This is a genomic window from Streptomyces cynarae, assembly GCF_025642135.1.
Lineage (GTDB): Bacteria > Actinomycetota > Actinomycetes > Streptomycetales > Streptomycetaceae > Streptomyces > Streptomyces cynarae.
Map to the genome: position 1 here is coordinate 3,114,042 of NZ_CP106793.1, position 22,133 is coordinate 3,136,174.

Here is a 22,133-nt window from a genome sequence, read left to right on the forward strand (position 1 = left end):
GACTCCCTCGGCGGAGAGTACGACCGTGTGGGCGTCAGCCCTGCTTGGTCTCCTTGCGGGTCTTGTCGGTCACCATGACCAGGCCCGCGATGACCAGGAACAGCACGATGGGCGCCGCCACGAACAGCCCCAGCGTGTCGGCCACGCTCAGGCCCTTGCCGGGGTCGTCGCCGTCGTCGCGGGTCAGCGCGAGCGCGGGGGACGACATGAGCAGCATCATCAGCGTCGTACCGGCGGCCAGGGCGCCGGCGCGCAGGGCGTTCTTCTTGTCCACGGTGCAAAAGTAGCGAACGCCCGAACGGCCCGCGCGCCCGGGGTGCCGTACCGGGCGCCCCGGGCGCCGTACCGGGGCCGCCGGGGCGCCGTACCGGGGCCGCCGGGGCGCCGTACCGGGGCCGCCGAGGTCCCGTTCCGGTCACAGGGGCGCCGTACCGGGGCCGCCGAGGTGCCGTACCGCGCCTACCGGCCCCGTACCACATCCATCAGCGCATACAGCCGCGGCGAGGCCGCCAGGTCCTCCAGCGTCACCGGGCGTCCCTGCGCGTCCGCGATCGGCAGGCGCCAGTTCGGGTACTGGTCCCAGGTGCCCGGCAGGTTCTGCGGGCGGCGGTCGCCGACCGCATCGGGCAGCCAGACGCCGACCAGCCGGGCGGGGGTGCGCAGCAGGAAGCGGTGGACGGCCTGGATCTCCCTCTCCTCCGACACCGCCGAGTTCCCGCCGCTGCCCCCTTCGAGCAGGCCGAGCCGCGACAGCAGGGCGAGCCACTGGCCGGTCTCGGCGGCGGCTTCGGCGCGCTCCTCGGCCAGGGGGCGGGTGAGCAGGCCGAGCCGGTCGCGCAGTTCGACGTGCTCTCCGCTGAGCCGGGCGGCGGTGGGCGGCAGGTCGTGGGTGGTGGCGGTGGCCAGGCAGTCGGCGCGCCAGCGTTCCGGCGGCAGCGGCTGCCCGTTGCCCTCCCAGTCCCGTTCGAACCACAGGACGGACGTGCCGAGCACCCCGCGCTCGTGCAGCGTCTCGCGCACCCCGGGCTCCACCGTCCCGAGGTCCTCGCCGATGACCAGCGCCCCGGCGCGAGAGGCCTCCAGTACCAGGACGGCGAGCATGGCCTCGGCGTCGTAGCGGACGTAGGTGCCCTCGGTGGGCGGCTGCCCCTGGGGCACCCACCACAGCCGGAACAGGCCCATGACGTGGTCGATGCGCAGGGCGCCCGCGTGCCGCAGCAGGGCGCGCAGCAGCCGGCGGTAGGGGGCGTAGCCGGAGGCGGCGAGCCGGTCGGGGCGCCAGGGCGGCAGGCCCCAGTCCTGGCCGCGCGGGTTGAAGGCGTCCGGCGGGGCGCCCACCGACATCCCGGACGCCAGGTACTCCTGCTGGGCCCAGGCGTCGGCACCGCCCGGGTGCACGCCGACCGCGAGGTCGTGGATCAGCCCGACCGGCATTCCGGCGTCGCGGGCGGTGCGCTGGGCGGTGGCGAGCTGGGCGTCGGTGAGCCAGGCGAGCCGGCTGTGGAAGTCGACGCGGTCCATCAGCTCGGCGCGGGCGCGACCGGTCGCGGCCGAGCGGGGGTCGCGCAGCCGGGTGGGCCAGCCGTGCCAGTCCGGGCCGTAGAGCTCGGCGAGCGCGCACCAGGTGGCGTGGTCCTCCAGCTCCTGGCCCTGCTCGGCGAGGAAGTCGGCGTAGGCGGCGCGCCGTCCCGGCCCCAGCGGGACGGCGTGCACGAGCTCCAGCGCCTCGCGTTTGAGCTGCCACACGGCGTCGCGGTCGATCAACTCGCCCTTGTCGAGGACGGATTCGCGCAGCCGCGCGGCGCGCTCCAGCAGCGTCCGGATGCGGGAGCGGTCCTCGGCGTAGGGGAACTCGGGGATGTCCTCGACGCGCAGGTGCACGGGGTCCGGGTGGCGACGGGAGGAGGGGCGGTAGGGGGACGGGTCGGTGGGAGCGCCGGCTACGGCCGCGTGCAAGGGGTTGACCTGCACGAACCCCGCGCCGAGCGCACGTCCGGCCCAGGCGGTGAGCTCGGTCAGGTCGCCGAGGTCGCCCATGCCCCAGGAGCGGCGGGAGAGCAGGGAGTAGAGCTGGACGAGCAGTCCGTAGGAGCGCCCCGGCGGCGCGGGCAGCCGGGCGGGGGCGGCGATGAGGTGGGCCTCGGCCGTGCGGCCGTCGGGGGCGGTGACGTGGAGGGTGTGCACGCCGGGCGGGAGGTCGTCGGCGGAGGCGCGCGTCTCGCCCTGTTCGGTCTCGACGCGCACCCGGGTGCCGTCCGGGAGGGCGGCGAGTGCGGCGGGCGGCTCGCCGCCCCAGCCGACCACGGTCGGGGGCAGCAGCCGTGCCCGCAGCTCGCTTTCACGGGCGGCCAGGGCGTCACCCACGGCGTCCGGGGTGCTCGCGTCCACGCCGAGCGCGGCGAGGGCGGCGGTGACCGCGGTGTCCGAGGCCGTGACCGTACGGTCCGGGGAGGGGCGGTAGGAGGTGGCGACGCCGTGCAGCGCGGCGAGCCGGAACAGGGGCGTGTCGTCGCGCGCGGGGGCCGCCGGTGTCATCTAGTACCCCATGGGGTCCGGGCCGGCGGCCAGAGGCTCACTTGTCAGGGGGGCGACGTCGGCGAGCGGGGGTTCGCTGGTGAGGGGCTCGGCGTCGGGCAGCGGCGGCTCGCTGGTCAGCGGCGCCTGGGTGCGGGCGCCCTCCGCGCTGAGGACGCCGATCGGGGCCCGGGGGGCGGCGGACGGTTCCGCGCGACGTTTGGACAGGGTCGGGAGCGGATGGTGTGCCGGTGCGGCCACGGGGGCCTCCTTGTCGTCGTGCGACGTTCTGCGGGTGAGTGCAGCCCTACCCAGTGGGCGCGTGCGCAGACGTGTGAGGACGGACAACGTGGGTCTGGTCACAAAACGTACTGCCGCGCCGCCTCCCCGGGTCGCCGACACCCCACAGAAAGGTAAAAGGCAAGAAAACAAACGTTGTTGACAAGGTGAAGAAGTTAAGTGATCTTTAAAGGCCCCTCCGGACCCTGCCCGGTCCGAAGGGGCCAGGAGGCACATCCGCCTCCGGAGCACATGATCCGCAACCTGGTGAGGAGTAACAGACATGCGTTCCGTGACCACCATACGCCGGGCGGCTCTGGCCGCCGCCGCCGTGGCTTCCCTCGGCCTGATCAACGCGCCCTCGGCCGCCGCCAACTGGACCAGTTACATCAGCAGCTGGACCGACGGCAACGAGTCCCGCCGCTGGGCGGACGAGAGCTACTCGCAGGTCCAGTTCACCAACTGCTTCGCCCAGTACGGCACCCAGGACTCGGTCGTCGTCAAGATGTGGCAGGACAAGCCGCTGGCGACCGACCCGAGCTACGGCAGCAAGACGTTCACCAACTGCTTCAAGGGCTCGGGCTACACCAGCAACGGCGAGTGGACCGGCCTGCCGTCGGGTGACTTCTACTTCGAGGCGGACAAGATCGCCCAGGGCGGCTCCTGCTGTCTGCTCAACGTCAGCACCGTCTACGTCGACACCACCCAGGCGGACTGAACGGCCGATCACCCGAGGAGGGGAGGGGCGTTCACCGGGCACCGCCCGGGGAGCGCCCCTCCCCGCCCCCCACCCAAGGACATCCGTGAGACTTCGCACGCGGCTGCGCGCCAGCAGCGCCTTGTGGGCCTTCCCCGTCGCGATCGCGCTGGCCCTCTTCTACTACTACGAGGTCACCGCCGGCCCGATCTCCGCGTCGAGCTACGGCTACGCCCCGACCCTGGTCGCCTACCCGCTGGCGTCCATGTACCCGTTCGCCTACGCCCTGGCCGCCGCCCTGGGCGCCTGGGAGAGCGGACGTCTGGCTCAGGGCGCCGTCTGGCAGCTCGCCCCGGCCCGCTCCCGCTACCGGATAGCCGCCGATGCGCTCGGGCCCGTGATCGCCGTGGCCTGGCTGCTGCTGCTCCTTCCGGTGTCCATGGCGTTCGCCCAGGAAGGTGCGACGCCCACCCTCGTGAGCCTGCGGCCGCTGCTGATGGCCCTGCTCGTGTGCGTCGCGCACTCGGTGATCGGCTTCGCCGTGGGACTGCGGACGAAGCCCGTCTTCGCTGCGCCCGTCCTGGCCGTGGCGGTCTGGCTGCTGGTGGCGACGTCGGTCACCCTCGACACGTTCTGGTGGCGCCAGATCAGCGGCCAGTACCCCGCGACCCTGGGCTTCGGCGAAGCCGCGACCTGGACCTCCATGCTCGCCCAGTCCCTGCCGACCTGCGGTCTGGCACTGGCGGTCGCGCTCCTGTGGTCGTCCTGGTCCGCGCTGCGCCGGCCCGCGCTGCGCGGGGCGCTCGCCGTCTGTCTCGCGGGCGCCTGTGCGGTGAGCGCCTTCTCCATCACCCGGGACTGGGGCCCCATGCCTCCCTTGGCCAAGGGTGAGGTCGCCATGTCCTGCACGGGCACGGCGCCGCAGGTCTGCATGCCGGAGGTGACGGCGGACGACCTGGACGCCGTGCACACCGACGTGGCGAGCGCCCTCAAGGACCTGGCAGCCGCAGGCATCACGCGGACCCCTCCGAAGCTGGTCACCGACACGCTCGCCGCCGGACCCGGCCACTCGGCCTCCACCGGGAGCACCTGGCGGGTGGGGCTGACCAAGGGCGCCGAGCGCGGAACCGTCCGCTACCAGATCGTGCGCAGCGCGATCGCCTTCCCCTGCCGCCGGCCCGACCTCGCCACCACCCGGGTCGTGGTCGGATGGGCGGCCGAGCGGACCGGTGAGTCGAAGACGCTCCAGAAGCTCCTGGCGCAGGACCCGTTCTACGGCACCGAGCAGCGCTCGGCACTCCAGCGGCAGGTGCGTGCCGTGCTCGGCAAGCCCGGGCCGGAGCAGACCCGCTGGTACCGCCGGCAGCTGACCGCGGCCTGCGCGAAGGCCGAGAACGGAGGGGCCGCGTGATCTGGTGGCTCAAGGCGCGCCAGGCCCACGTGGTGCTTCCCGCGAGCCTCGCCGGACTGGCCGCACTGACGCTCGTCTTCCAGGACACGACGGCCCTGCTGCCGTCGATCAGCCTGTCGGGCGGCACCCAGACCCAGGTGATGACCTTCGTCGCGATCGTGCCGGTCGCCGCGGTGGCACGCTGCCTGGACTCCCGGCTCCCGGCGCCGGAGGGCTCGGGGATCCGGCCGGTACGACGGCTGGACACCCTGCTGGTCCTCTCGGTCGTCGCGGCCTCGTTGCTCGTCGGCTTCGCGGTCGGCGCCCTCACGGGCTCCTCCGCCGCCTGGGCGGTGGGCCGCAACACCGCCTTCCTCACCGGTCTGATGCTCTGCTTCCACGCCCTGGTCGGCACGCCCGCCGTCATGGTGCCGGTCGCCTGGGTCATGGCCGTCGTCCTGGTGGGCTTCCGCACCTTCACGGACCCGTACTTCTGGGCGATCGTCCCGGAACCGCTCGGCGCTCCGCACGCCGCGATCGCCGCCGTCCTGGCCCTCGCCGCCGGCATCGCCGCCCAGCTACGCTCCCCTAGGAATCAGCCATGACCCTGGTACTCGCCGACTGCACCTACTCCTACGGGCGGCGCAAGAGGCCCGTGCTCAGCGACTTCAGCTACGCACTGCCCGGCGGCCTGACCATCCTGCTGGGCCCCAACGGCGCGGGGAAGTCGACGCTGCTGAAGATGTCCGCCTCCGTCGTCGTTCCGGAGTCGGGCTCGGTCTCCTTCGGCAGGCTGCGCGCCGGCAGCAAGGAGTTCCGCAAGGCCGTCGCCTGGATGCCGCAGACCATCACCCCGCTCGCCTCCCTGACTGCCCGGGAGTACGTCGCCTACATCGGCTGGCTCAAGGGGATGAACCGCGGCGACGCCTGGTCGCAGGCGCGCCGGGCGCTGCAGCGCGTCGAGCTGTCCGACAAGGCCGACGAGCGCACCACCCGCCTCTCCGGCGGCCAGCTGCGCAGGGTGGGGGTGGCGGCGGCCCTGGTGCACGACGCCAGGGTGCTCCTGCTGGACGAGCCGACGGCCGGCATGGACCCGCGTCAGCGCCGGGTCTTCCGGGACATCCTGGCCGGTCTGAGGGAGGACGTGCGCGTGCTCATGTCCACGCACGATGTCGCGGACCTCGCCGAGGAGGCCGACCACGTCACCGTTCTGGAGGCCGGCCGGATCCTGCACTCCGGCACCACCGAGTCCTTCCTCGCCCACACCCCGGCCGACGTCCCCCAGGGACGTGCCGCGGAGGGTGCGTACACCGCTCTCCTGGGCCACGGGGAGCCGTAGGCCAGTACAGCCCGGGGGCGACCCGCGGCATGCCGCCGCGGGTCGCCCCCGCGAACACGAAGGCCCGGATCCTCAGGCGGAAATGCCGTCGATCCGGGCCAAGGCGTCGTCCGCGCCGTACGGCTGCAGGTATGGCAGCCAGCGCGGGTCCCTATGGCCGGTGCCGATGATGCGCCAGGCCAGGCCGGTGGGCGGGGCGGGTTTGTGGCGCAGCCGCCAGCCCAGCTCGACGAGGTGGCGGTCGGCCTTCACGTGGTTGCAGCGGCGGCAGGAGGCCACCACGTTGTCCCAGACGTGCTGACCACCGCGGCTGCGCGGGATGACGTGGTCGACGCTGGTTGCGACGCCACCGCAGTACATGCACCGGCCGCCGTCGCGGGCGAAGAGCGCGCGACGGGTGAGAGGAACGGGCCCACGGTAGGGAACCCGTACGAATCGCTTCAGCCGGACCACGCTGGGTGCGGGGACAGTGACGGTCGCGCTGTGCAGGTAGGCGCCGGACTCCTCGAGGCAGACGGCCTTGTTCTCGAGGACGAGGACGAGCGCGCGGCGGAGCGGTACGACGCCGAGTGGCTCGTACGACGCGTTGAGGACCAGGACGTGCGGCACGGATGCCCTCCTTGTACGCCGGCGGCGCGTGGCTCGCGCCGGGACGATCTGAGAGCCAGTCTCCCCTCATGCCTGGTGGAAGCGCCACCATGTCCCGGTAACGGGCTGGGAGTGTTTTCGACCACACCCGGGGCGCCACCGGGCGCGCGCCCCCCTGCTTCACCTGGTGAACTCCCAGGTGACACGGTCTCTCCACGGGACATCGTCATGATCCCCACACGATGCCCCGTTAGTGTGGTGCTCCTGCCGTCCGGTGACCTTTCCGTGACCTCGACGACCTTGACCGCCCCCACCGGAGGCAGACGCACTGGAGGTACCCGCCGTGTCCCTGCCCGCCCTACCGGCCGCCGGCGCCACACCGTCTCCGTCCCCGACGGAGTCGACGGCTCCGGCGGTTCCCACGCTCCAGGACGCCCAGGAGAGCGCGAACCACGCCGCGAGCTGGGTCGAGCAGAACTGGTCGACCTGGCTCGCGATAGGCCTCAGGGTCATCCTGATCCTGGTCATCGCGGCAGTGCTGAGAGTGGCGGTACGGCGCGCGATCACCCAGCTCATCGAGCGCATGAACCGCAGCAGCGAGGCGACGGCGAACGGCACCTCGCTGGGCGGCCTGCTGGTCAACGCCGAGCGCCGCCGGCAGCGCGCGGCGGCCATCGGATCGGTGCTGCGCTCGGTGGCGAGCTTCCTGATCCTGGGCACCGCGGCGCTGATGGTGCTGGCGACCTTCCAGATCAACCTGGCCCCGCTGCTGGCCTCGGCGGGTGTCGCGGGTGTCGCGGTCGGTTTTGGCGCCCGCAACCTGGTCACGGACTTCCTGTCCGGCGTGTTCATGATCCTCGAGGACCAGTACGGCGTCGGGGACACCATCGACGCGGGTGTGGCCTCGGGTGAGGTGATCGAGGTCGGCCTGCGGGTGACGAAGCTGCGCGGTGCCGACGGCGAGATCTGGTACGTCCGCAACGGCGAGGTCAAGCGCATCGGCAACCTCTCGCAGGGCTGGGCGACGGCCGGGGTGGACGTCACCGTCCGCGCGAGCGAGAACCTGGACCGGGTGAAGGCGGTCCTGGACACGGTGGCCGAGCGGATGAGCAAGGACGAGCCCTGGAACGAGATCCTCTGGGGCCCCGTCGAGGTGCTCGGACTGGACAGCGTGCTGATCGACTCCATGGTGGTCCGTCTCTCGGCCAAGACCATGCCGGGCAAGGCACGGGCGGTGGAGCGCGAGCTGCGCTGGCGCGTCAAGCGGGCCTTCGACGAGGAGGACATCCGCATCGTGGGCGGCCTGCCCGCAACCCTCGCGGAGGAGGAGGCCGACGACTCCACGGCCCCGGTGGCACCCCCGTCGGTCCACTCGAACCCGGACTCCCCGCAGTCCGAGGCCGCCTCACCGATCCCGCCACCGCGCCCGGCCGCCAAGTAGCACGGCCGACGGCTCGTACGACCCGACAGGGCGCCCGGAAATCTCCGGGCGCCCTTTTCCGTGGGGTATTGACGCCTCCGGGACACGGCGCCTACGGTCCTCTCACCAATAGGAAACTTTCCTAACAGTGACCGGAAACGAGCGCTCGGTGGACTTCCCCGCGCCCTCGCTGAGAAGCTGGGCCGTTGAAAGGCAGGTGGCGACACGCATGGCAGGATCCGCCGGTACACCGGGCACCCCCCGGGTGCTGCGCGCCATGAACGACCGCGCCGCCCTGGACCTGCTCCTGGAGCACGGCCCGCTCAGCCGCACCCGCATCGGCAAGCTCACCGGCCTGTCGAAGCCCACCGCCTCCCAGCTGCTCGCCCGTCTCGAGGCCGCCGGACTCGTCCTGATGACCGGCACCAGCGAGGGCCGCCCGGGCCCCAGCGCCCAGCTGTACGTCGTCAACCCGGCCGCCGCCCATGTCGCCGGCCTGGACGTCACCCCCGAGCGCATCCTCGCCGCCGTCGCCGACATCACGGGCCGGACGGTCGGCGAGTTCGAGCTGGCCACCCCCGGCCGCCGCGCGGCGCAACCCGTCGTACGGCAGGTCACGGACGCCCTCGACGGCGCCGTGAAGGCCGCCGGGCTCGCCGCCTCCGACGTGCACCGGGTGGTCATAGGCACCCCGGGCGCCTTCGACCCCAACACCGGCCGCCTGCGCTACGCCTCCCACCTGCCCGGCTGGCACTCCCCCACGCTGCTGGAGGAACTCGCCGCCGCCCTGCCGATGCCGGTCGAGTACGAGAACGACGTCAACCTCGTCGCCCTCGCCGAGCAGCGCCTGGGCGCGGCCAGGGGCCACGACGACTTCGTCCTGCTGTGGAGCGAGGGCGGTCTCGGCGCCGCCCTCGTCCTCGGCGGACGCCTGCACCGCGGCTGGACCGGCGGCGCGGGCGAGGTCGGGTTCCTGCCGGTGCCCGGCGCACCCCTGGTCCGCCACGTCGCCAAGGCCAACAGCGGCGGCTTCCAGGAACTGGCCGGCTCCCAGACCATCCCGGTACTGGCCCGCGAACTCGGCATCGACGACGTGCCCACCGGCCCGTACGCCGAGGTCGCCGCCACCCTCGTCGCCCGGGCCGCCGACAGCGCCACCGGTCCCCACCGGCGGCTCCTTCAGACGTACGCGACCCGACTGGCCACCGGTCTGGCCTCGCTCGTCTCCGTGCTCGACCCCGAACTCGTCGTCCTCAGCGGCGCCTCCCTCACCGCCGGGGGCGAGCCGCTGCGGGGCCTGCTCCAGGCCGAACTGGAGGAGCTGGCCGCATCCCGGCCACGCCTCGTCGTAGGCGACGTGCGTGAACACCCCGTGCTGCGCGGGGCGCTGGAGAGCGCCCTCGCCGCCACCCGCGACGAGGTCTTCGACACCTCGCGCTGAGTCCCCGGGTCCCCACCCCGGTTCCACCCCTGCCCGGCACCCGCTCCGGTCGAACCACACCCCGCCCGTCCCAGGGAGACCCCGTCATGCCCGAAACAGTCCGAAAAGTCGCCTTTGCCCTGACCGCGTCGGTCGCTCTCCTCACGACCGCCTGCACCGGCCAGTCCTCCTCCGGCGCGAGTGACGACGCCTCCAAGCAGACCACCATCAACTTCTGGCACGCCTGGAGCGCGCCGAACGAGACCAAGGCCGTGAACGCGCTGATCGCCGGCTTCGAGAAGGCGCACCCCAACATCCATGTCAACGTCGTCGCCAACATGACCGACGACAAGATCAACCAGGCGCTGCGCACCGGCGGCGACAAGGCTCCCGACGTCATCTCGTCCTTCACCACGAACAACGTCGGCAAGTTCTGCTCCTCGGGCGCCCTGGTCGACCTGAACCCGTTCTTCAAGAAGGCCGGCGTCGACCCGTCCACGACCTTCCCGAAGGCGATGAACGAGTACACCCAGTTCGACGGCAACCGCTGCACGGTGCCGCTGCTGGGCGATGCGTACGGGCTCTACTACAACAAGACCGCCTTCGAGAAGGCGGGCATCGCGGCCCCGCCGAAGACATGGTCCGAATTCGAGACCGACGCCAAGAAGCTGACCGTCCCCGACGGCGACGGCTACAAGCAGCTCGGGTTCATGCCGGACTACCACGGCTGGGAGACCACGACCGAGCACTACTTCGCGCAGTTCTCCCCCACCTACTTCGACAAGAACGGCAAGTCGAACCTCGCCGAGGACCCCGCCTTCACCGCCGGCTTCACGCTCCAGAAGAAGCTGGTCGACGAACTCGGCGGCTACCAGAAGCTGGAGAGGTACCGCTCGAAGCTCGGTGACGAATGGGGTCCCAAGCACCCCTTCCACACCGGTCAGGTCGCCATGCAGCTCGACGGCGAGTGGCGCCTGGGCATGGCCCTGGACGCCAAGCCGAACTTCGACATCGGGGTCGCCCCGCTGCCCGTCCCCGACGACCAGGCCTCCCAGTACGGCAAGGGCTACATCACCGGCACGATCGCCGGTATCGCCGCCACCAGCACCAAGCAGAACGCGGCCTGGGAACTGGTGAAGTACATGACCACCGACACGGACGCGGTGGTGAACTTCTCCAACGCCATCCACAACGTGCCCTCCACCCTGGCGGCCCTGAAGTCCCCGAAGCTGAAGTACGACCCGCGCTTCAAGACGTTCCTGGACATCGCCGCGAACCCGAACTCCACGACCACCCCCGCCTCGGTCAACGGCGGCGTGTACCTCACGACGATCCAGCAGCTCGGATACGACTACGAGAGCGGCAAGGTCACCGATCTGAAGGCCGCTCTGCAGAAGACCGCCCAGCAGATCGACACGGACATCGCGCAGGCCAAGTAGCGATGAGCACGATCACCCTCGCCTCGAAGCGCCGCAGGGCGGCGCTTCGGACGGCCGCCTTCATGTCGCCCTGGCTGATCGGCTTCGCGGTCTTCTTCGCGTACCCGCTGATCTCGACGGTCTACTTCTCGTTCATGCACTACGACGGCTTCCGGCCGCCGACGTGGAGCGGAGCGAAGAACTGGACGTACGTCTTCGAGAACTACCCCTACTTCTGGCCCGCGTTGCGCAACACCCTGTGGCTGGTCGTGATCATGGTCAGCCTGCGGGTCCTCTTCGGGCTCGGCGTCGGACTGCTGATCACGAAGATCAAGACGGGTACGGGCGTCTTCCGCACCCTGTTCTACCTGCCCTACCTCGCCCCGCCCGTCGCCGCCACCATGGCGTTCGCCTTCCTTCTCAACCCGGGTACGGGCCCGGTCAACTCGATCCTCGAGAAGATCGGCATCCCGGCACCGGGCTGGTTCAACGACCCTTCCTGGTCCAAGCCCGCCCTCACCCTGCTCGCCCTGTGGGGCATCGGCGACCTGATGGTCATCTTCATGGCCGCCCTGCTCGACGTGCCGCAGGAGCAGTACGAGGCGGCCGAACTGGACGGCGCGTCGGCCTGGCAGCGCTTCCGGTACGTGACGCTGCCGAACATCTCGCCGATCGTGATGTTCGCGGTGGTCACCGGAGTGATCCAGACCATGCAGTACTACACACAGCCCCTGATCGCCGGAAAGGTCGCCTCCGGTGTCATCCAGGGCGCCGGCACGCAGTTCGAGCCGGGCTACCCCGAGAAGTCCACGCTCACCCTGCCCCAACTCGTCTACAACCTCGGCTTCCAGCGCTTCGACTACGGCTCCGCCTGTGTGGTCGCGCTCGTGCTGTTCGCCCTGTCCATGGTGTTCACCGCGTTCCTGATGCGGCGCCGGGGCGGCCTCAACCTGGCAGGTGACTGACCATGACCCAAGTGCTCGACAAGCCGGTGGGGGTGCGGGCGCCCGCCTCGCCGGCCGCACGCACCGCCCGCCGCAGGGCCGCCCTGGAGTGGGTCGCGGTCCACTCCCTCGGCGTGGCCGCCGCCCTCTTCTTCACTCTGCCCTTCGTTTTCGTGCTGCTGACCTCGCTGATGAGCGACAGCCAGGCGCTCAGCCGCGACCTGATCCCGCACACCTGGGAGTGGGGCAACTACCGGAAGGTGTTCGACACACCCGGCTTCCTCACCTGGTGGAGGAACACCCTGGTCTACGCCGGCCTGGGCACCGTCCTGACCGTCGTGTCGTCCGTTCCGGTGGCGTACGCGCTCGCCAAGTTCCGCTTCCGGGGCCGGAATCTGTCCCTCATGCTGGTGATCTCGATGATGATGCTGCCACCGCAGGTGATCATCATCCCGATGTACCTGTTCTGGGCGAAGCAGTTGGATCTGGCGGGCACGCTGTGGCCACTGATCATCCCGATGGCGTTCGGCGACGCGTTCTCCATCTTCCTGCTGCGCCAGTTCCTGATGACGATCCCGAACGAGTACCTGGATGCCGCGAAGGTCGACGGCTGCGGTGACCTGCGGACCCTGCTGAAGGTCGTGCTGCCCATGGCCCGGCCGGGCATCGCCGCCGTCGGGCTCTTCCAGTTCTTCTACGCCTGGAACGACTACTTCGGCCCGCAGATCTACGCCTCCGAGAACCCGGGCGCCTGGACGCTGAGTTACGGCCTGGAGTCGTTCAAGGGCGCGCACCACACCGACTGGAACCTGACCATGGCCGCGACCGTGCTGGTCATGGCCCCCGTGATCCTCGTGTTCTTCTTCGCCCAGCGGGCGTTCGTCGAGGGCGTCACGCTCACCGGAGTGAAGGGTTAGTCAGCCACACATGAAACTCACCGTGGTCGGCGGAGGGTCGACCTACACACCTGAACTCATCGACGGATTCGCACGGCTGAGGGACACGCTGCCGGTCGAGGAGCTGGTCCTCCTCGACCCGGCCGCCGAACGCCTCGAGCTGGTGGGCGGGCTGGCCCGACGGATCTTCGCCAAGCAGGGACATCCCGGACGCGTCGTCACGACCGGCGACCTGGACGAGGCGGTCGAGGGCGCCGACGCCGTGCTGCTCCAGCTGCGCGTCGGCGGCCAGGCCGCACGGCAGCAGGACGAGACCTGGCCGCTGGAGTGCGGCTGCGTCGGTCAGGAGACGACCGGCGCGGGCGGCCTCGCCAAGGCGCTGCGCACCGTGCCGGTGGTCCTGGACATCGCCGAACGGGTCCGCCGCACCAACCCGAAGGCCTGGATCATCGACTTCACCAACCCGGTCGGCATCGTCACCCGCGCCCTGCTGAAGGAGGGCCACCGGGCCGTCGGACTGTGCAACGTGGCGATCGGCTTCCAGCGGAAGTTCGCCGCGCTGCTCGGGGTCACTCCCGCCGATGTGCACCTGGACCATGTGGGCCTGAACCATCTCACGTGGGAGACCGGTGTGCGCCTGGGCGGTCCCGAGGGCGGGAACGTACTGCCCAAGCTGCTCACCGAGCACGGCGAGGCGATCGCGGCCGATCTGCGCCTGCCCCGGAGCCTGGTGAACCGGCTCGGCGTGGTCCCGTCGTATTACCTGCGCTACTACTACGCGCACGACGAGGTCGTGCGGGAACTGAGGACGAAGCCCTCGCGCGCCGCCGAGGTCGCCGCCATGGAACGGGAGTTGCTCCAGATGTACGGCGACCCCGAGCTCGACGAGAAGCCCGATCTGCTCGCCCGGCGGGGCGGCGCCTACTACTCGGAGGCCGCGGTCGACCTCGCGGCGGCGCTGCTCGGCGGGTCCGGCTCGCCGTACCAAGTAGTGAACGCGTACAACCACGGCACGCTGCCCTTCCTTCCGGACGACGCGGTGATCGAGGTGCAGGCGGCCGTCGGCCCGCACGGACCGACCCCGCTGCCCGTACCTTCCGTGGACCCGCTGTACGCGGGGCTGATGGCGAACGTGACGGCGTACGAGGACCTGGCCCTGGACGCCGCCCTGCGCGGCGGCCGGGACCGCGTCTTCCGCGCCCTGCTCGCCCATCCCCTGATCGGCCAGTACGAGTACGCCGACGCCCTCACCGACCGACTGATCGCGCACAACCGGGAGCACCTCGCGTGGGCCTGACCGCAAGTGTCCTCGCCATCGACGCGGGCAACAGCAAGACCGACGTCGCCGTGGTGGCCGCCGACGGGGAGGTCCTCGGCACCGCGCGGGGCGGGGGGTTCCGGCCGCCGGCCGTGGGCGTGGAGACGGCGGTGGACGCCCTGGCTGAAGCCGTCGAGCGGGCCTGCGCGGCGGCGGGGGTCGCCTCGGTCACCCATGTCTCGGCCTGCCTGGCCAACGCCGACCTGCCGGTGGAGGAGGAACAGCTGGCCGCCGCGCTGCACGCGCGCGCGTGGGGCACGACGGTGGAGGTGCGCAACGACACGTTCGCGATCCTGCGGGCCGGGGTGGCCGAACCGAGAGGCGTCGCCGTGGTCTGCGGCGCCGGCATCAACTGCGTCGGCATGCGCCCCGACGGACGCACCGCCCGCTTCCCCGCACTCGGCCGCATCTCCGGCGACTGGGGCGGCGGTTGGGGCCTGGCGGAGGAGGCCATGTGGTGGGCGGCGCGTGCGGAGGACGGCCGCGGCGGCCCCACCGCCCTGGCACGCACGCTGCCGGCGCACTTCGGCCTCGCCTCGATGTACGCGCTCATCGAGGCGCTGCACCTGGGGCACATCGCCCACGACCGGCGCCACGAGCTGACCCCGGTGCTGTTCACGACGGCCGAGGAGGGCGACCTGGTGGCCCGCGCGGTCGTGGACCGGTTGGCGGAGGAGGTGGTCACGATGGCGACGGTGGCGCTGAGGCGGCTGGACCTCCTGGAGGAGGAGACCCCGGTCGTACTGGGCGGCAGCATCCTGGCGGCCCAGCACCCCCGACTGGACGGCGCGGTAAGGGACCTCCTGGCGTCGAGGGCCCCGAAGGCGGTCCCCCAGGTGGTCACGGCCCGCCCGGTCCTGGGAGCGGCACTACTGGGCCTGGACCACGAACACGCCCCGAAGGAGGCCCAGGCACGGGCACGGGCGTACTACGAGGGACCGCAAGGCCGCTGAGCCGACGGGAAGTCGCGCCTGCGCGGCTGCGGGCGCCCGTGCGCTGGGCTCCCGCCCACCCAGCCGTGGCAGCGAAGCCACCGGGCGCCAGGTAGCTGCGGCAGCCGCCGCAGCCGCCATAGCTGCCGTAGCTGCCCTAGCTGCGGGCAGTCGAGCCGCCGTAGCTGCGGGCAGTCGTGCCGCTGGGGCGGCACGGGTGGGCGCTGGGGGTACCTCCCAGGCCGTCAAGGCACTGGGGGAGGCACCCCGTAGGCGCCGGGTCGCGCGACCTCCCCCGGCCCAGCCCACCCCCGGGAACCGAACACCACCAGAACGCGTATTCAAGAGCGGGGGGAGGGGCAACGCAACGGCACAGCTCAGCAACAAGATCACCCAAAGCCCTGTGCGGACAGCACCCCCGCGGCGATACTTGCCGCGACGGATGGCCAAGGGGGAGGTCAGGTGACACAGCTGCAGCACGGCGTCGCCCCACCGGCGACGCCCCTCGCACCCCGCCGCACCGCCTTCGCCGAGGGCGCCGACCGCCTGCGCGCCGCCGCCGCCACCGAACCCGGCCGGCTCCGCGTCATCGGCGCCGTCCTCGCCCTGCTCGTCGTATCCTTCGGCGCCGTCACCGCCTGGCAGATGACCGACCGCGCGGGCGCCGCCGACGACGTACTCCACCGCAGCCAGCCGCTCAGCGCGGGCGCCGCCGACATCTACCGCTCCCTCGCCGACGCCAACACCGCGGCCTCCAGCGGCTTCCTGGCGGGCGGCCAGGAACCCGCCGCGACCACCCTCCGGTACGAGAAGGACATCCGGACGGCCGCCGCGAAGCTGGTCACCGCCGCGGCCAACGCCGAGCCCGGCTCCCCCTCCGCGACCACCATCACCAAGCTCAACACGCTGCTCCCGGAGTACAAGGGCCTCATCGAACGTGCCCGCGCCAACAACCGCCAGGGCTTCCCGGTCGGCGGTGCCTATCTGCGGGCGGCGAACGAGAAGATGCAGCAGGAGATGCTGCCGGCCGCCCAGGACCTGTACACCAAGGAGAACCAGCGGCTGCGCTCCGACTACAGGAGCGCCACTCCGTATCCCTGGTTCGCCCTCGCCCTCGGCGTCCTCGCGCTCGCCGCCCTCGGCTGGGCGCAGCGCCGCCACTACCTGCGGACCAACCGGGTGCTCAACCACGGTCTGGTCGCCGCCACGGCCGCCTCCGCGATCGTCCTGCTGTGGCTGGCCGCCGGCCACAGCGTCGCCCGCGCCGGCCTGAACTCGTCGTACGCGCACGGCATCCGCTCGCTGAACGTGCTGCACGACGCCCGTATCGCGTCCCTGAACGCGCGCGGCAACGAGAACCTGACCCTGGTCAGCCGCGGCGCCGAGACCGAGAAGCTGCCGAGCGGGGCGGTCGAGGACGCCTACGACTACGCGTTCCAGCAGGACATGGACGCACTCGGCACGACCCTCGCCAAGGCGGCCTCCCTCGCCGACGACCAGGCGGGCGAGCAGCCCGTGAAGGCCGCCACCGGCAACATGAAGGTGTGGCAGGAGCGCCACAAGCAGGCCCGGGCGGCCGACGACGACGGCAACTACCAGGCGGCCCTGAACAAGATCATCGGATCCAGGGCGGACCAGCCCACCGGCGAGTGCTTCGACAGCGTGGACGCGAACCTGGCGAAGGCGCTGGACCACGAGGAGAGTGAGTTCGTGCAGGCGGCGAGCGACGGCCGGGACGCCATGACCGGGCTCCCGGTGGGCGCGGCCGTCCTCGCCGTGCTGGGCGCCTCCGGCGCGGTGCTCGGCATCGGGCGCAGGCTGTCGGAGTACCGGTGAGAGGGGGAGCGGCGATGATCGCACGGCGTCTGCGGGCGAGCGTGAAGGGCTGGGGCGGCGTGGCGGCGATGCTCGTCGCCTGTGCGCTCACCCTGGTCCTCGCGCTGCTGCTGCCGCTGACCCACCCGCGCGGGAACGGTTCCACGAGCACCGGCGGCCCGGGCCTCGCCCAGGCCACCCAGGCCAAGGACGACTCCTGCGACGGCCACCCGGAGCGGCTGAGCCCGCCGCCGTCGAGCGACGAGACGGGCCGGGCGGTCACGGCCATCAAACAGCGCGGCTATCTCTCGGTGGGCGTCGACCAGAACAGCTACCACTGGGGCTACCGCGACCCCAACAGCAAGGGCAGCGACCTCGAGGGCTTCGACATCGACCTCGCCCGCGAGATCGCCCGGCAGGTCATCGGCAGCCCGGACGCCGTCCGCTTCCACGCCATCCCCACCAACCAGCGCATTCCGGCGATCAAGAACCACCAGGTGGACATGGTGGTGCGCACCATGACGATCACCTGCGCCCGGCTGGCGGACGTCTCCTTCTCCGAGCCGTACTTCACGACCGGCCAGCAGGTACTCGCGCCCAAGTCCTCCTCGATCACGGGCTATGACACGTCGCTCGCCGGCAAGAGGATCTGCTCGGCCCAGGGTTCGACCGCGGGCGCGAAGCTGACCGAGGACAGGAAGTCCGGCCGGCTCGCCGCGTCGGCCGACATCTCCACCACCGTCCCCAACCAGCTCGACTGCCTGGTGAAACTGCAACTCGGCGAAGTCGACGCGGTGGTCACCGACGGCGCGCTCGCCGCCAGTCAGGCCGCCCAGGACCCGACCGTCGAACTCAAGGGCAAGCCCTTCACGACCGAGTACTACGGCGTGGCGATGAACAAGGATGACAAGGATCTGGTACGCCGGGTCAACCAGGTGCTCGAGGACTACCGCAAGAACGGCTGGCAGGCCTCGTACACCAGGTGGCTGTCCCAGACGCTGGGCAAGGACTCGACGCCGTCACAGCCGCCTTCCACCTGAACCGCGCAACCGACCTGGTACCACTGGAGAGTTGCCCCGGCGCACCGGACAGGCGCGCGGGGAACGACGAGAGCGAGAGGTGATCGATGGGCGTCACGGGACCCACCGGGCCGGTGCTGGACCGGGACGAGGTGGACCGTGCGCTGGCGCGGCTCGGTGCGGAGCACGAGGCCATAGAGACCTCGCTCCTCGCCCTCCAGGACCACGCGGGCCGCAGACTCCTCGAGGGCGCCGAGCTGACCGGCGTCACCAAGGAGCGGTGGGCGTCGGCGGAGGCGTCGATCACCCTGCTGTGGGCGTACTTCGACGCCTACACGGACACGCTGCGCACCGCGCGGGACATCCGCTCCCGCAGGCGCTGGTCGAGCCGCGAGGACCTGGCCGAGCTGACCGAACTGCTGCGCGGCCCGAGCGTCACCGTCGCGGGCGGCATCACTGCGACGGCGAACGCGCCGACCATGGCGGGCACCGGCCGGCTCAGCGAGCAGTTCACCCTGGAGCAGCTCGTGGACCGGATGAACGACCTGTACGCGTCCTCGCTGGACATGGTCGTCGCCGCCGACGCGGTGTGGTCGGCGCTGCCCGCCCGGATCGATCTACTGGCCGCGGAGTTGCAGCGCACGCGTCAACTCGCCCACTCGGTGGGCGTACGCCCCGGTGAGCATCCGGCGGGCGACGACCTGGAGCGCATCACCCGCACCCTGACCAGGCTGCGCGAGCAGGTGGTCTCCGACCCGCTGGCGTACTGGGTCCCGGCCCAGGGGAGTTCGGCGCCCGGCGGCGGCAGGCCGGACACCACGGTGTACGACCGCCAGGCACGCGCCCTTGAGGACGTACGCCGGGAGATCGACGCAGTACTGACGGTACGTCAGGACGCGGAGAAGCGGCTCGTCAGACTGCGCGACCTGCTCAGCCGCGCCGACCGCACCCTGGCCGAGGCCCGCAGCGCGCGCGGTGAGGTGCTGGCGAAGATCGCCGCCTCGGAGGTGCCCGCGGTCAGCGGCCCGCCCACCGCGCTGCAGGAGCAGTTGGCGACGGCCGCCGAGTACCGCAGGCACGCCCAGTGGCACCGCCTCTCGCCGCTCCTTGACTCGCTGGAGCAGAGGGCGGAGGACGAACTCCAGCGCGCCCGTGAGTCGCTGACGGCGGTCACCGCGCCGCTCGCGGTCCGCGCCGAGCTACGCGGCCGCCTCGACGCGTACAAGGCGAAGGTGGCCCGGCACGGCCTGGCGGAGGACCCGCTGCTGGTCGAGCGGTACGACGCGGCCCGCCGCATGCTGTGGAGCGCGCCCTGCGACCTGAGGGCCGCCGAGCAGGCGGTGCTGCGCTACCAGCGGGCGGCCGCGGAACTGCTCGGCGCGCGCGTGCCCGAGCCGGGCGCACCGGCCGACCGGAGGGGGAGGCATGAGCCAGGCGGGGCGGGCGTGCCAGCGGCCCGGCTGCGAGGGGTCGTACGAGGACGTGGGCGGCGGCGAGCTGTACTGCGACACGTGCGGGCTCGCGCCGGTCGTCTCGGCGAAGGGCGCGGAGGGCTCGCCGCCCGCGGGGGGCACCGCGGACGGCAAGGGCTCCCAAGGTTCGGGGACCGGCGGTGCGCGGCCCGGTTCGGGAACGTCGTCGCGGTCGTCGCAGTCCCGGCGGTCGTCACAGTCGCGGCGGTCGTCACAGTCGCGGCGGTCGGTGTCGGGCCGGCTGTCCGGGAAGTCCACCGGCCGCTCGGTGTCGGTGCGCAGCTCCGGTTCCACCGGTGGGAGTTCGGGTCGCAGCCGGCTCGGCCTGGGCCTGGTGCAGGTCCCGGCGGTGCCGCGGCCCGACCCGCGGGCCATGGTGCTGGAGCGCGCGGAGGTGCCCGAACGCAAGCGGTTCTGCTCGCGCTCCGACTGCGGGGCCCCGGTGGGGCGGGCGCGCGGCGACCGGCCCGGACGCACGGAGGGGTTCTGCACCAAGTGCGGCCACCCCTATTCGTTCGTCCCGAAGCTGAAGGCCGGAGACATCGTGCACGGCCAGTACGAGGTCGTGGGCTGCCTGGCGCACGGCGGGCTCGGCTGGATCTACCTGGCGGTGGACCGCGCCGTCTCCGACCGCTGGGTGGTCCTCAAGGGCCTGCTGGACACCGGCGACCAGGACGCGATGGCCGCGGCGATCTCCGAGCGGCGCTTCCTGGCGGAGATCGAGCACGCCAACATCGTGCGGATCTACAACTTCGTCGAGCACCTGGACCAGCGCACGGGCTCGCTCGACGGCTACATCGTCATGGAGTACGTCGGCGGCAAGTCGCTGAAGGAGATCGCCAACGAGCGTCGCGCACCGGACGGGCGACGCGATCCGCTGCCGGTGGAACAGGCGTGCGCGTACGGCATCGAGGCGCTGGAGGCGCTCGGCCATCTGCACAGCCGGAACCTGCTGTACTGCGACTTCAAGGTCGACAACGCCATCCAGACCGAGGACCAGCTCAAGCTGATCGACATGGGCGCGGTGCGCAGGATGGACGACGACGAGTCGGCCATCTACGGCACGGTCGGCTACCAGGCTCCCGAGGTCGCGGACGTCGGCCCGTCGGTGGCCTCCGACCTGTACACGGTCGCGCGCACCCTGGCGGTGCTCACCTTCGACTTCCAGGGCTACACGAACGCCTACGCCGACTCCCTGCCCGACCCGGACACCATCGAGGTCTTCCGCCGGTACGAGTCCTTCTACCGGCTGCTGGTCCGCGCCACCGACCCCGACCCCGCGCGCCGGTTCGCGTCCGCGCAGGAGATGTCGGAGCAGCTGACGGGCGTGCTGCGGGAGGTCGTCGCGCTTCGGACGGGCCGTCCGAGGCCCGCGCTGTCGACGCTGTTCGGTCCGGAACTCAAGGTCACGGACACGGAGTTGTTCCCGAGGCAGGCCGGGGAGGTGTCGCGGCTGGGGGCACGGGTGGTGCCGCGCGCCGCCTGCGCCGGGCGGCCGGGGGTGCGCTGCCCGCCACGCCGGGAACCGCGGGCTCCGGAACCGGGGGTGCGCTGCCCGCCACGCCGGAAACGGCGGGCTCCGGCACCGTGCGTGCCGCGTCCGCCTCTGCCGTCGTGGCCCCTGCCCCCGCCGCCCCTCCCGCCGTCTCCGGCTCCCCCGCCGCCGGTACCGGTCCGGGGGCGGCCGGGGGCACGGGTGGCACGGCCGCCGTCGGCGCCCCCGCCGTCGTCAAGCCGGTCGACGCCCCTGCCGCCGCACTCGCGCTGCCCGTCCCGCATGTCGACCCCGGCGACCCCAACGCCGGTTTCCTGGCTGGTCTCATCGCCTCCGCGCCCGCCGAGCTGATCGTCGCTCTGCGCAGCGCACCCACCGCCTCCCCGGAGCTGAGGCTGCGCGAGCTGCGCGCCCGGCTGGAGATGGGTGAGACGGCGGGTGCCGGGCAGGCCCTCGCGGCCCTGGAGACGGACCACGCCGACGACTGGCGGGTCGTGTGGTACCGCGGTGTCACCGCGCTCGTCACGGGCGACCACGAGGCCGCCGCGCTCTCCTTCGACGCGGTCTACGACGCCTTCCCCGGCGAGCCCGCGCCCAAGCTGGCCCTCGGCCTGTGCGCGGAGGTCCTCGGCCAGCTCGACAACGCCGCCGAGTACTACCGCCTCGTATGGACGACCGACCCGAGCTACGTCAGCGCGGCGTTCGGTCTGGCCCGCGTCCAGTTCGCCGCCGGTGACCGCCAGGGTGCCGTGCGTACCCTGGAGTCCGTGCCGGAGGCGTCCATCCACTACACCGCCGCCCGCGTCGCCGCCGTCCGGGCGCGGCTGCGGCAGCGCACCGGCCGGGGACCGGACCCGGCCTTCCTGGACGACCTGGTGGCCGCCGCGGGACAAGTGCAGGCGCTGGAGGCGTACGGTCTGGACGCCGTGCGGCGCGAGCAGTTGTCCACAGAGGTCCTGGGCTGTGCGCTGGACTGGGTACTCTCCGGTGGCCAGGGCTCCGCGCCGCCCGCGGCCGACGGGCGGGCGCTGCTCGGCAGCGACCTGGACGAGCGCGGCCTGCGCTTCGGCCTGGAGCGCTCGTACCGGACGCTGGCCAGGCTCGCACAGGGCGGCGAGGAGAGGATCGACCTGGTGGAACGTGCAAACCGTTACCGCCCCCGGACGTGGGTGTGATC

17 protein-coding genes and 2 pseudogenes are annotated in these 22,133 nt (G+C 72.0%); 15 read left to right on the plus strand and 4 right to left on the minus strand.

Annotated features, from left to right (window positions below):
• Positions 1 to 34: 34 nt before the first annotated feature.
• The 3 genes from N8I84_RS14500 to N8I84_RS14510 form a co-directional block, all read right to left on the minus strand.
• Positions 35 to 274: a hypothetical protein gene (locus N8I84_RS14500; protein ID WP_200417407.1), complete on the minus strand. Its 240-nt coding sequence runs from the start codon at positions 272 to 274 to the stop codon at positions 35 to 37.
• A gap of 185 nt (positions 275 to 459) precedes the next feature.
• The gene (malQ, locus tag N8I84_RS14505; RefSeq protein ID WP_263229925.1) at positions 460 to 2,535 is read right to left on the minus strand and encodes a 4-alpha-glucanotransferase; all 2,076 of its coding nucleotides are present in this window, start codon (positions 2,533 to 2,535) and stop codon (positions 460 to 462) included.
• Positions 2,536 to 2,775 (minus strand): hypothetical protein, encoded by a 240-nt coding sequence (locus N8I84_RS14510; protein ID WP_103842593.1) that lies wholly within the window; start codon positions 2,773 to 2,775, stop codon positions 2,536 to 2,538. It lies immediately after the preceding gene.
• A 301-nt stretch (positions 2,776 to 3,076) separates the two neighbouring features.
• Between N8I84_RS14510 and N8I84_RS14515 the strand changes: the two genes are divergently transcribed.
• The 4 genes from N8I84_RS14515 (at position 3,077) to N8I84_RS14530 (ending at position 6,219) form a co-directional block, all read left to right on the plus strand.
• Positions 3,077 to 3,511, plus strand: coding sequence for a hypothetical protein (locus N8I84_RS14515; RefSeq protein ID WP_200417409.1), 435 nt, complete (start codon positions 3,077 to 3,079; stop codon positions 3,509 to 3,511).
• An 85-nt stretch (positions 3,512 to 3,596) separates the two neighbouring features.
• Entirely contained in the window at positions 3,597 to 4,901 is a 1,305-nt protein-coding gene (locus tag N8I84_RS14520; RefSeq protein ID WP_263229926.1) for a DUF7224 domain-containing protein, read from the plus strand.
• Entirely contained in the window at positions 4,898 to 5,485 is a 588-nt protein-coding gene (locus N8I84_RS14525) for a hypothetical protein (protein ID WP_263229927.1), read from the plus strand. Before N8I84_RS14520 ends, N8I84_RS14525 begins: the two co-directional genes overlap by 4 nt.
• Positions 5,482 to 6,219, plus strand: a complete 738-nt coding sequence (locus tag N8I84_RS14530) for an ATP-binding cassette domain-containing protein (RefSeq protein WP_263229928.1) — start codon at positions 5,482 to 5,484, stop codon at positions 6,217 to 6,219. The genes N8I84_RS14525 and N8I84_RS14530 overlap by 4 nt, the downstream gene beginning before the upstream one ends.
• A 72-nt stretch (positions 6,220 to 6,291) precedes the next feature.
• On the opposite strand, the gene N8I84_RS14535 is transcribed toward N8I84_RS14530, so the two are convergent.
• On the minus strand, positions 6,292 to 6,828 hold the full coding sequence (locus tag N8I84_RS14535; RefSeq protein ID WP_200417413.1) for an HNH endonuclease: 537 nt from the start codon (positions 6,826 to 6,828) through the stop codon (positions 6,292 to 6,294).
• A gap of 322 nt (positions 6,829 to 7,150) precedes the next feature.
• Here N8I84_RS14535 and N8I84_RS14540 point away from each other — a divergent pair, with 322 nt between their 5' ends.
• The 11 genes and pseudogenes from N8I84_RS14540 to N8I84_RS14590 all read left to right on the plus strand — a co-directional run bounded on the left by N8I84_RS14540 (position 7,151) and on the right by N8I84_RS14590 (position 22,131).
• Positions 7,151 to 8,248, plus strand: coding sequence for a mechanosensitive ion channel family protein (locus N8I84_RS14540; RefSeq protein ID WP_263229929.1), 1,098 nt, complete (start codon positions 7,151 to 7,153; stop codon positions 8,246 to 8,248).
• Between the two features lie 208 nt (positions 8,249 to 8,456).
• Positions 8,457 to 9,668 carry an ROK family transcriptional regulator gene (locus N8I84_RS14545; protein ID WP_263229930.1) on the plus strand — a complete coding sequence of 404 codons (1,212 nt, stop codon included), beginning with the start codon at positions 8,457 to 8,459 and terminating at the stop codon, positions 9,666 to 9,668.
• Positions 9,669 to 9,754: 86 nt separating this feature from the next.
• Positions 9,755 to 11,086 (plus strand): ABC transporter substrate-binding protein, encoded by a 1,332-nt coding sequence (locus tag N8I84_RS14550; protein ID WP_263229931.1) that lies wholly within the window; start codon positions 9,755 to 9,757, stop codon positions 11,084 to 11,086.
• Positions 11,087 to 11,088: 2 nt separating this feature from the next.
• On the plus strand, positions 11,089 to 12,030 hold the full coding sequence (locus tag N8I84_RS14555; RefSeq protein ID WP_263229932.1) for a carbohydrate ABC transporter permease: 942 nt from the start codon (positions 11,089 to 11,091) through the stop codon (positions 12,028 to 12,030).
• Positions 12,031 to 12,032: 2 nt separating this feature from the next.
• Positions 12,033 to 12,926, plus strand: coding sequence for a carbohydrate ABC transporter permease (locus N8I84_RS14560; protein ID WP_263229933.1), 894 nt, complete (start codon positions 12,033 to 12,035; stop codon positions 12,924 to 12,926).
• A gap of 10 nt (positions 12,927 to 12,936) precedes the next feature.
• Complete coding sequence (locus tag N8I84_RS14565; protein ID WP_263229934.1) at positions 12,937 to 14,202, plus strand: 6-phospho-beta-glucosidase; 1,266 nt, start codon at positions 12,937 to 12,939, stop codon at positions 14,200 to 14,202.
• Complete coding sequence (locus N8I84_RS14570) at positions 14,193 to 15,176, plus strand: N-acetylglucosamine kinase (protein ID WP_263229935.1); 984 nt, start codon at positions 14,193 to 14,195, stop codon at positions 15,174 to 15,176. Before N8I84_RS14565 ends, N8I84_RS14570 begins: the two co-directional genes overlap by 10 nt.
• Positions 15,177 to 15,617: 441 nt before the next feature.
• Positions 15,618 to 16,991, plus strand: coding sequence for a hypothetical protein (locus N8I84_RS14575; protein ID WP_263229936.1), 1,374 nt, complete (start codon positions 15,618 to 15,620; stop codon positions 16,989 to 16,991).
• Between the two features lie 14 nt (positions 16,992 to 17,005).
• Positions 17,006 to 18,010, plus strand: coding sequence for a glutamate ABC transporter substrate-binding protein (locus tag N8I84_RS14580; RefSeq protein WP_263229937.1), 1,005 nt, complete (start codon positions 17,006 to 17,008; stop codon positions 18,008 to 18,010).
• Positions 18,011 to 18,096: 86 nt separating this feature from the next.
• Positions 18,097 to 19,410 (plus strand): annotated as a pseudogene (locus N8I84_RS14585) (hypothetical protein); the annotation flags it as partial.
• A gap of 4 nt (positions 19,411 to 19,414) precedes the next feature.
• Positions 19,415 to 22,131: pseudogene (locus N8I84_RS14590) on the plus strand (tetratricopeptide repeat protein).
• The last annotated feature ends 2 nt before the right edge of the window (positions 22,132 to 22,133 follow it).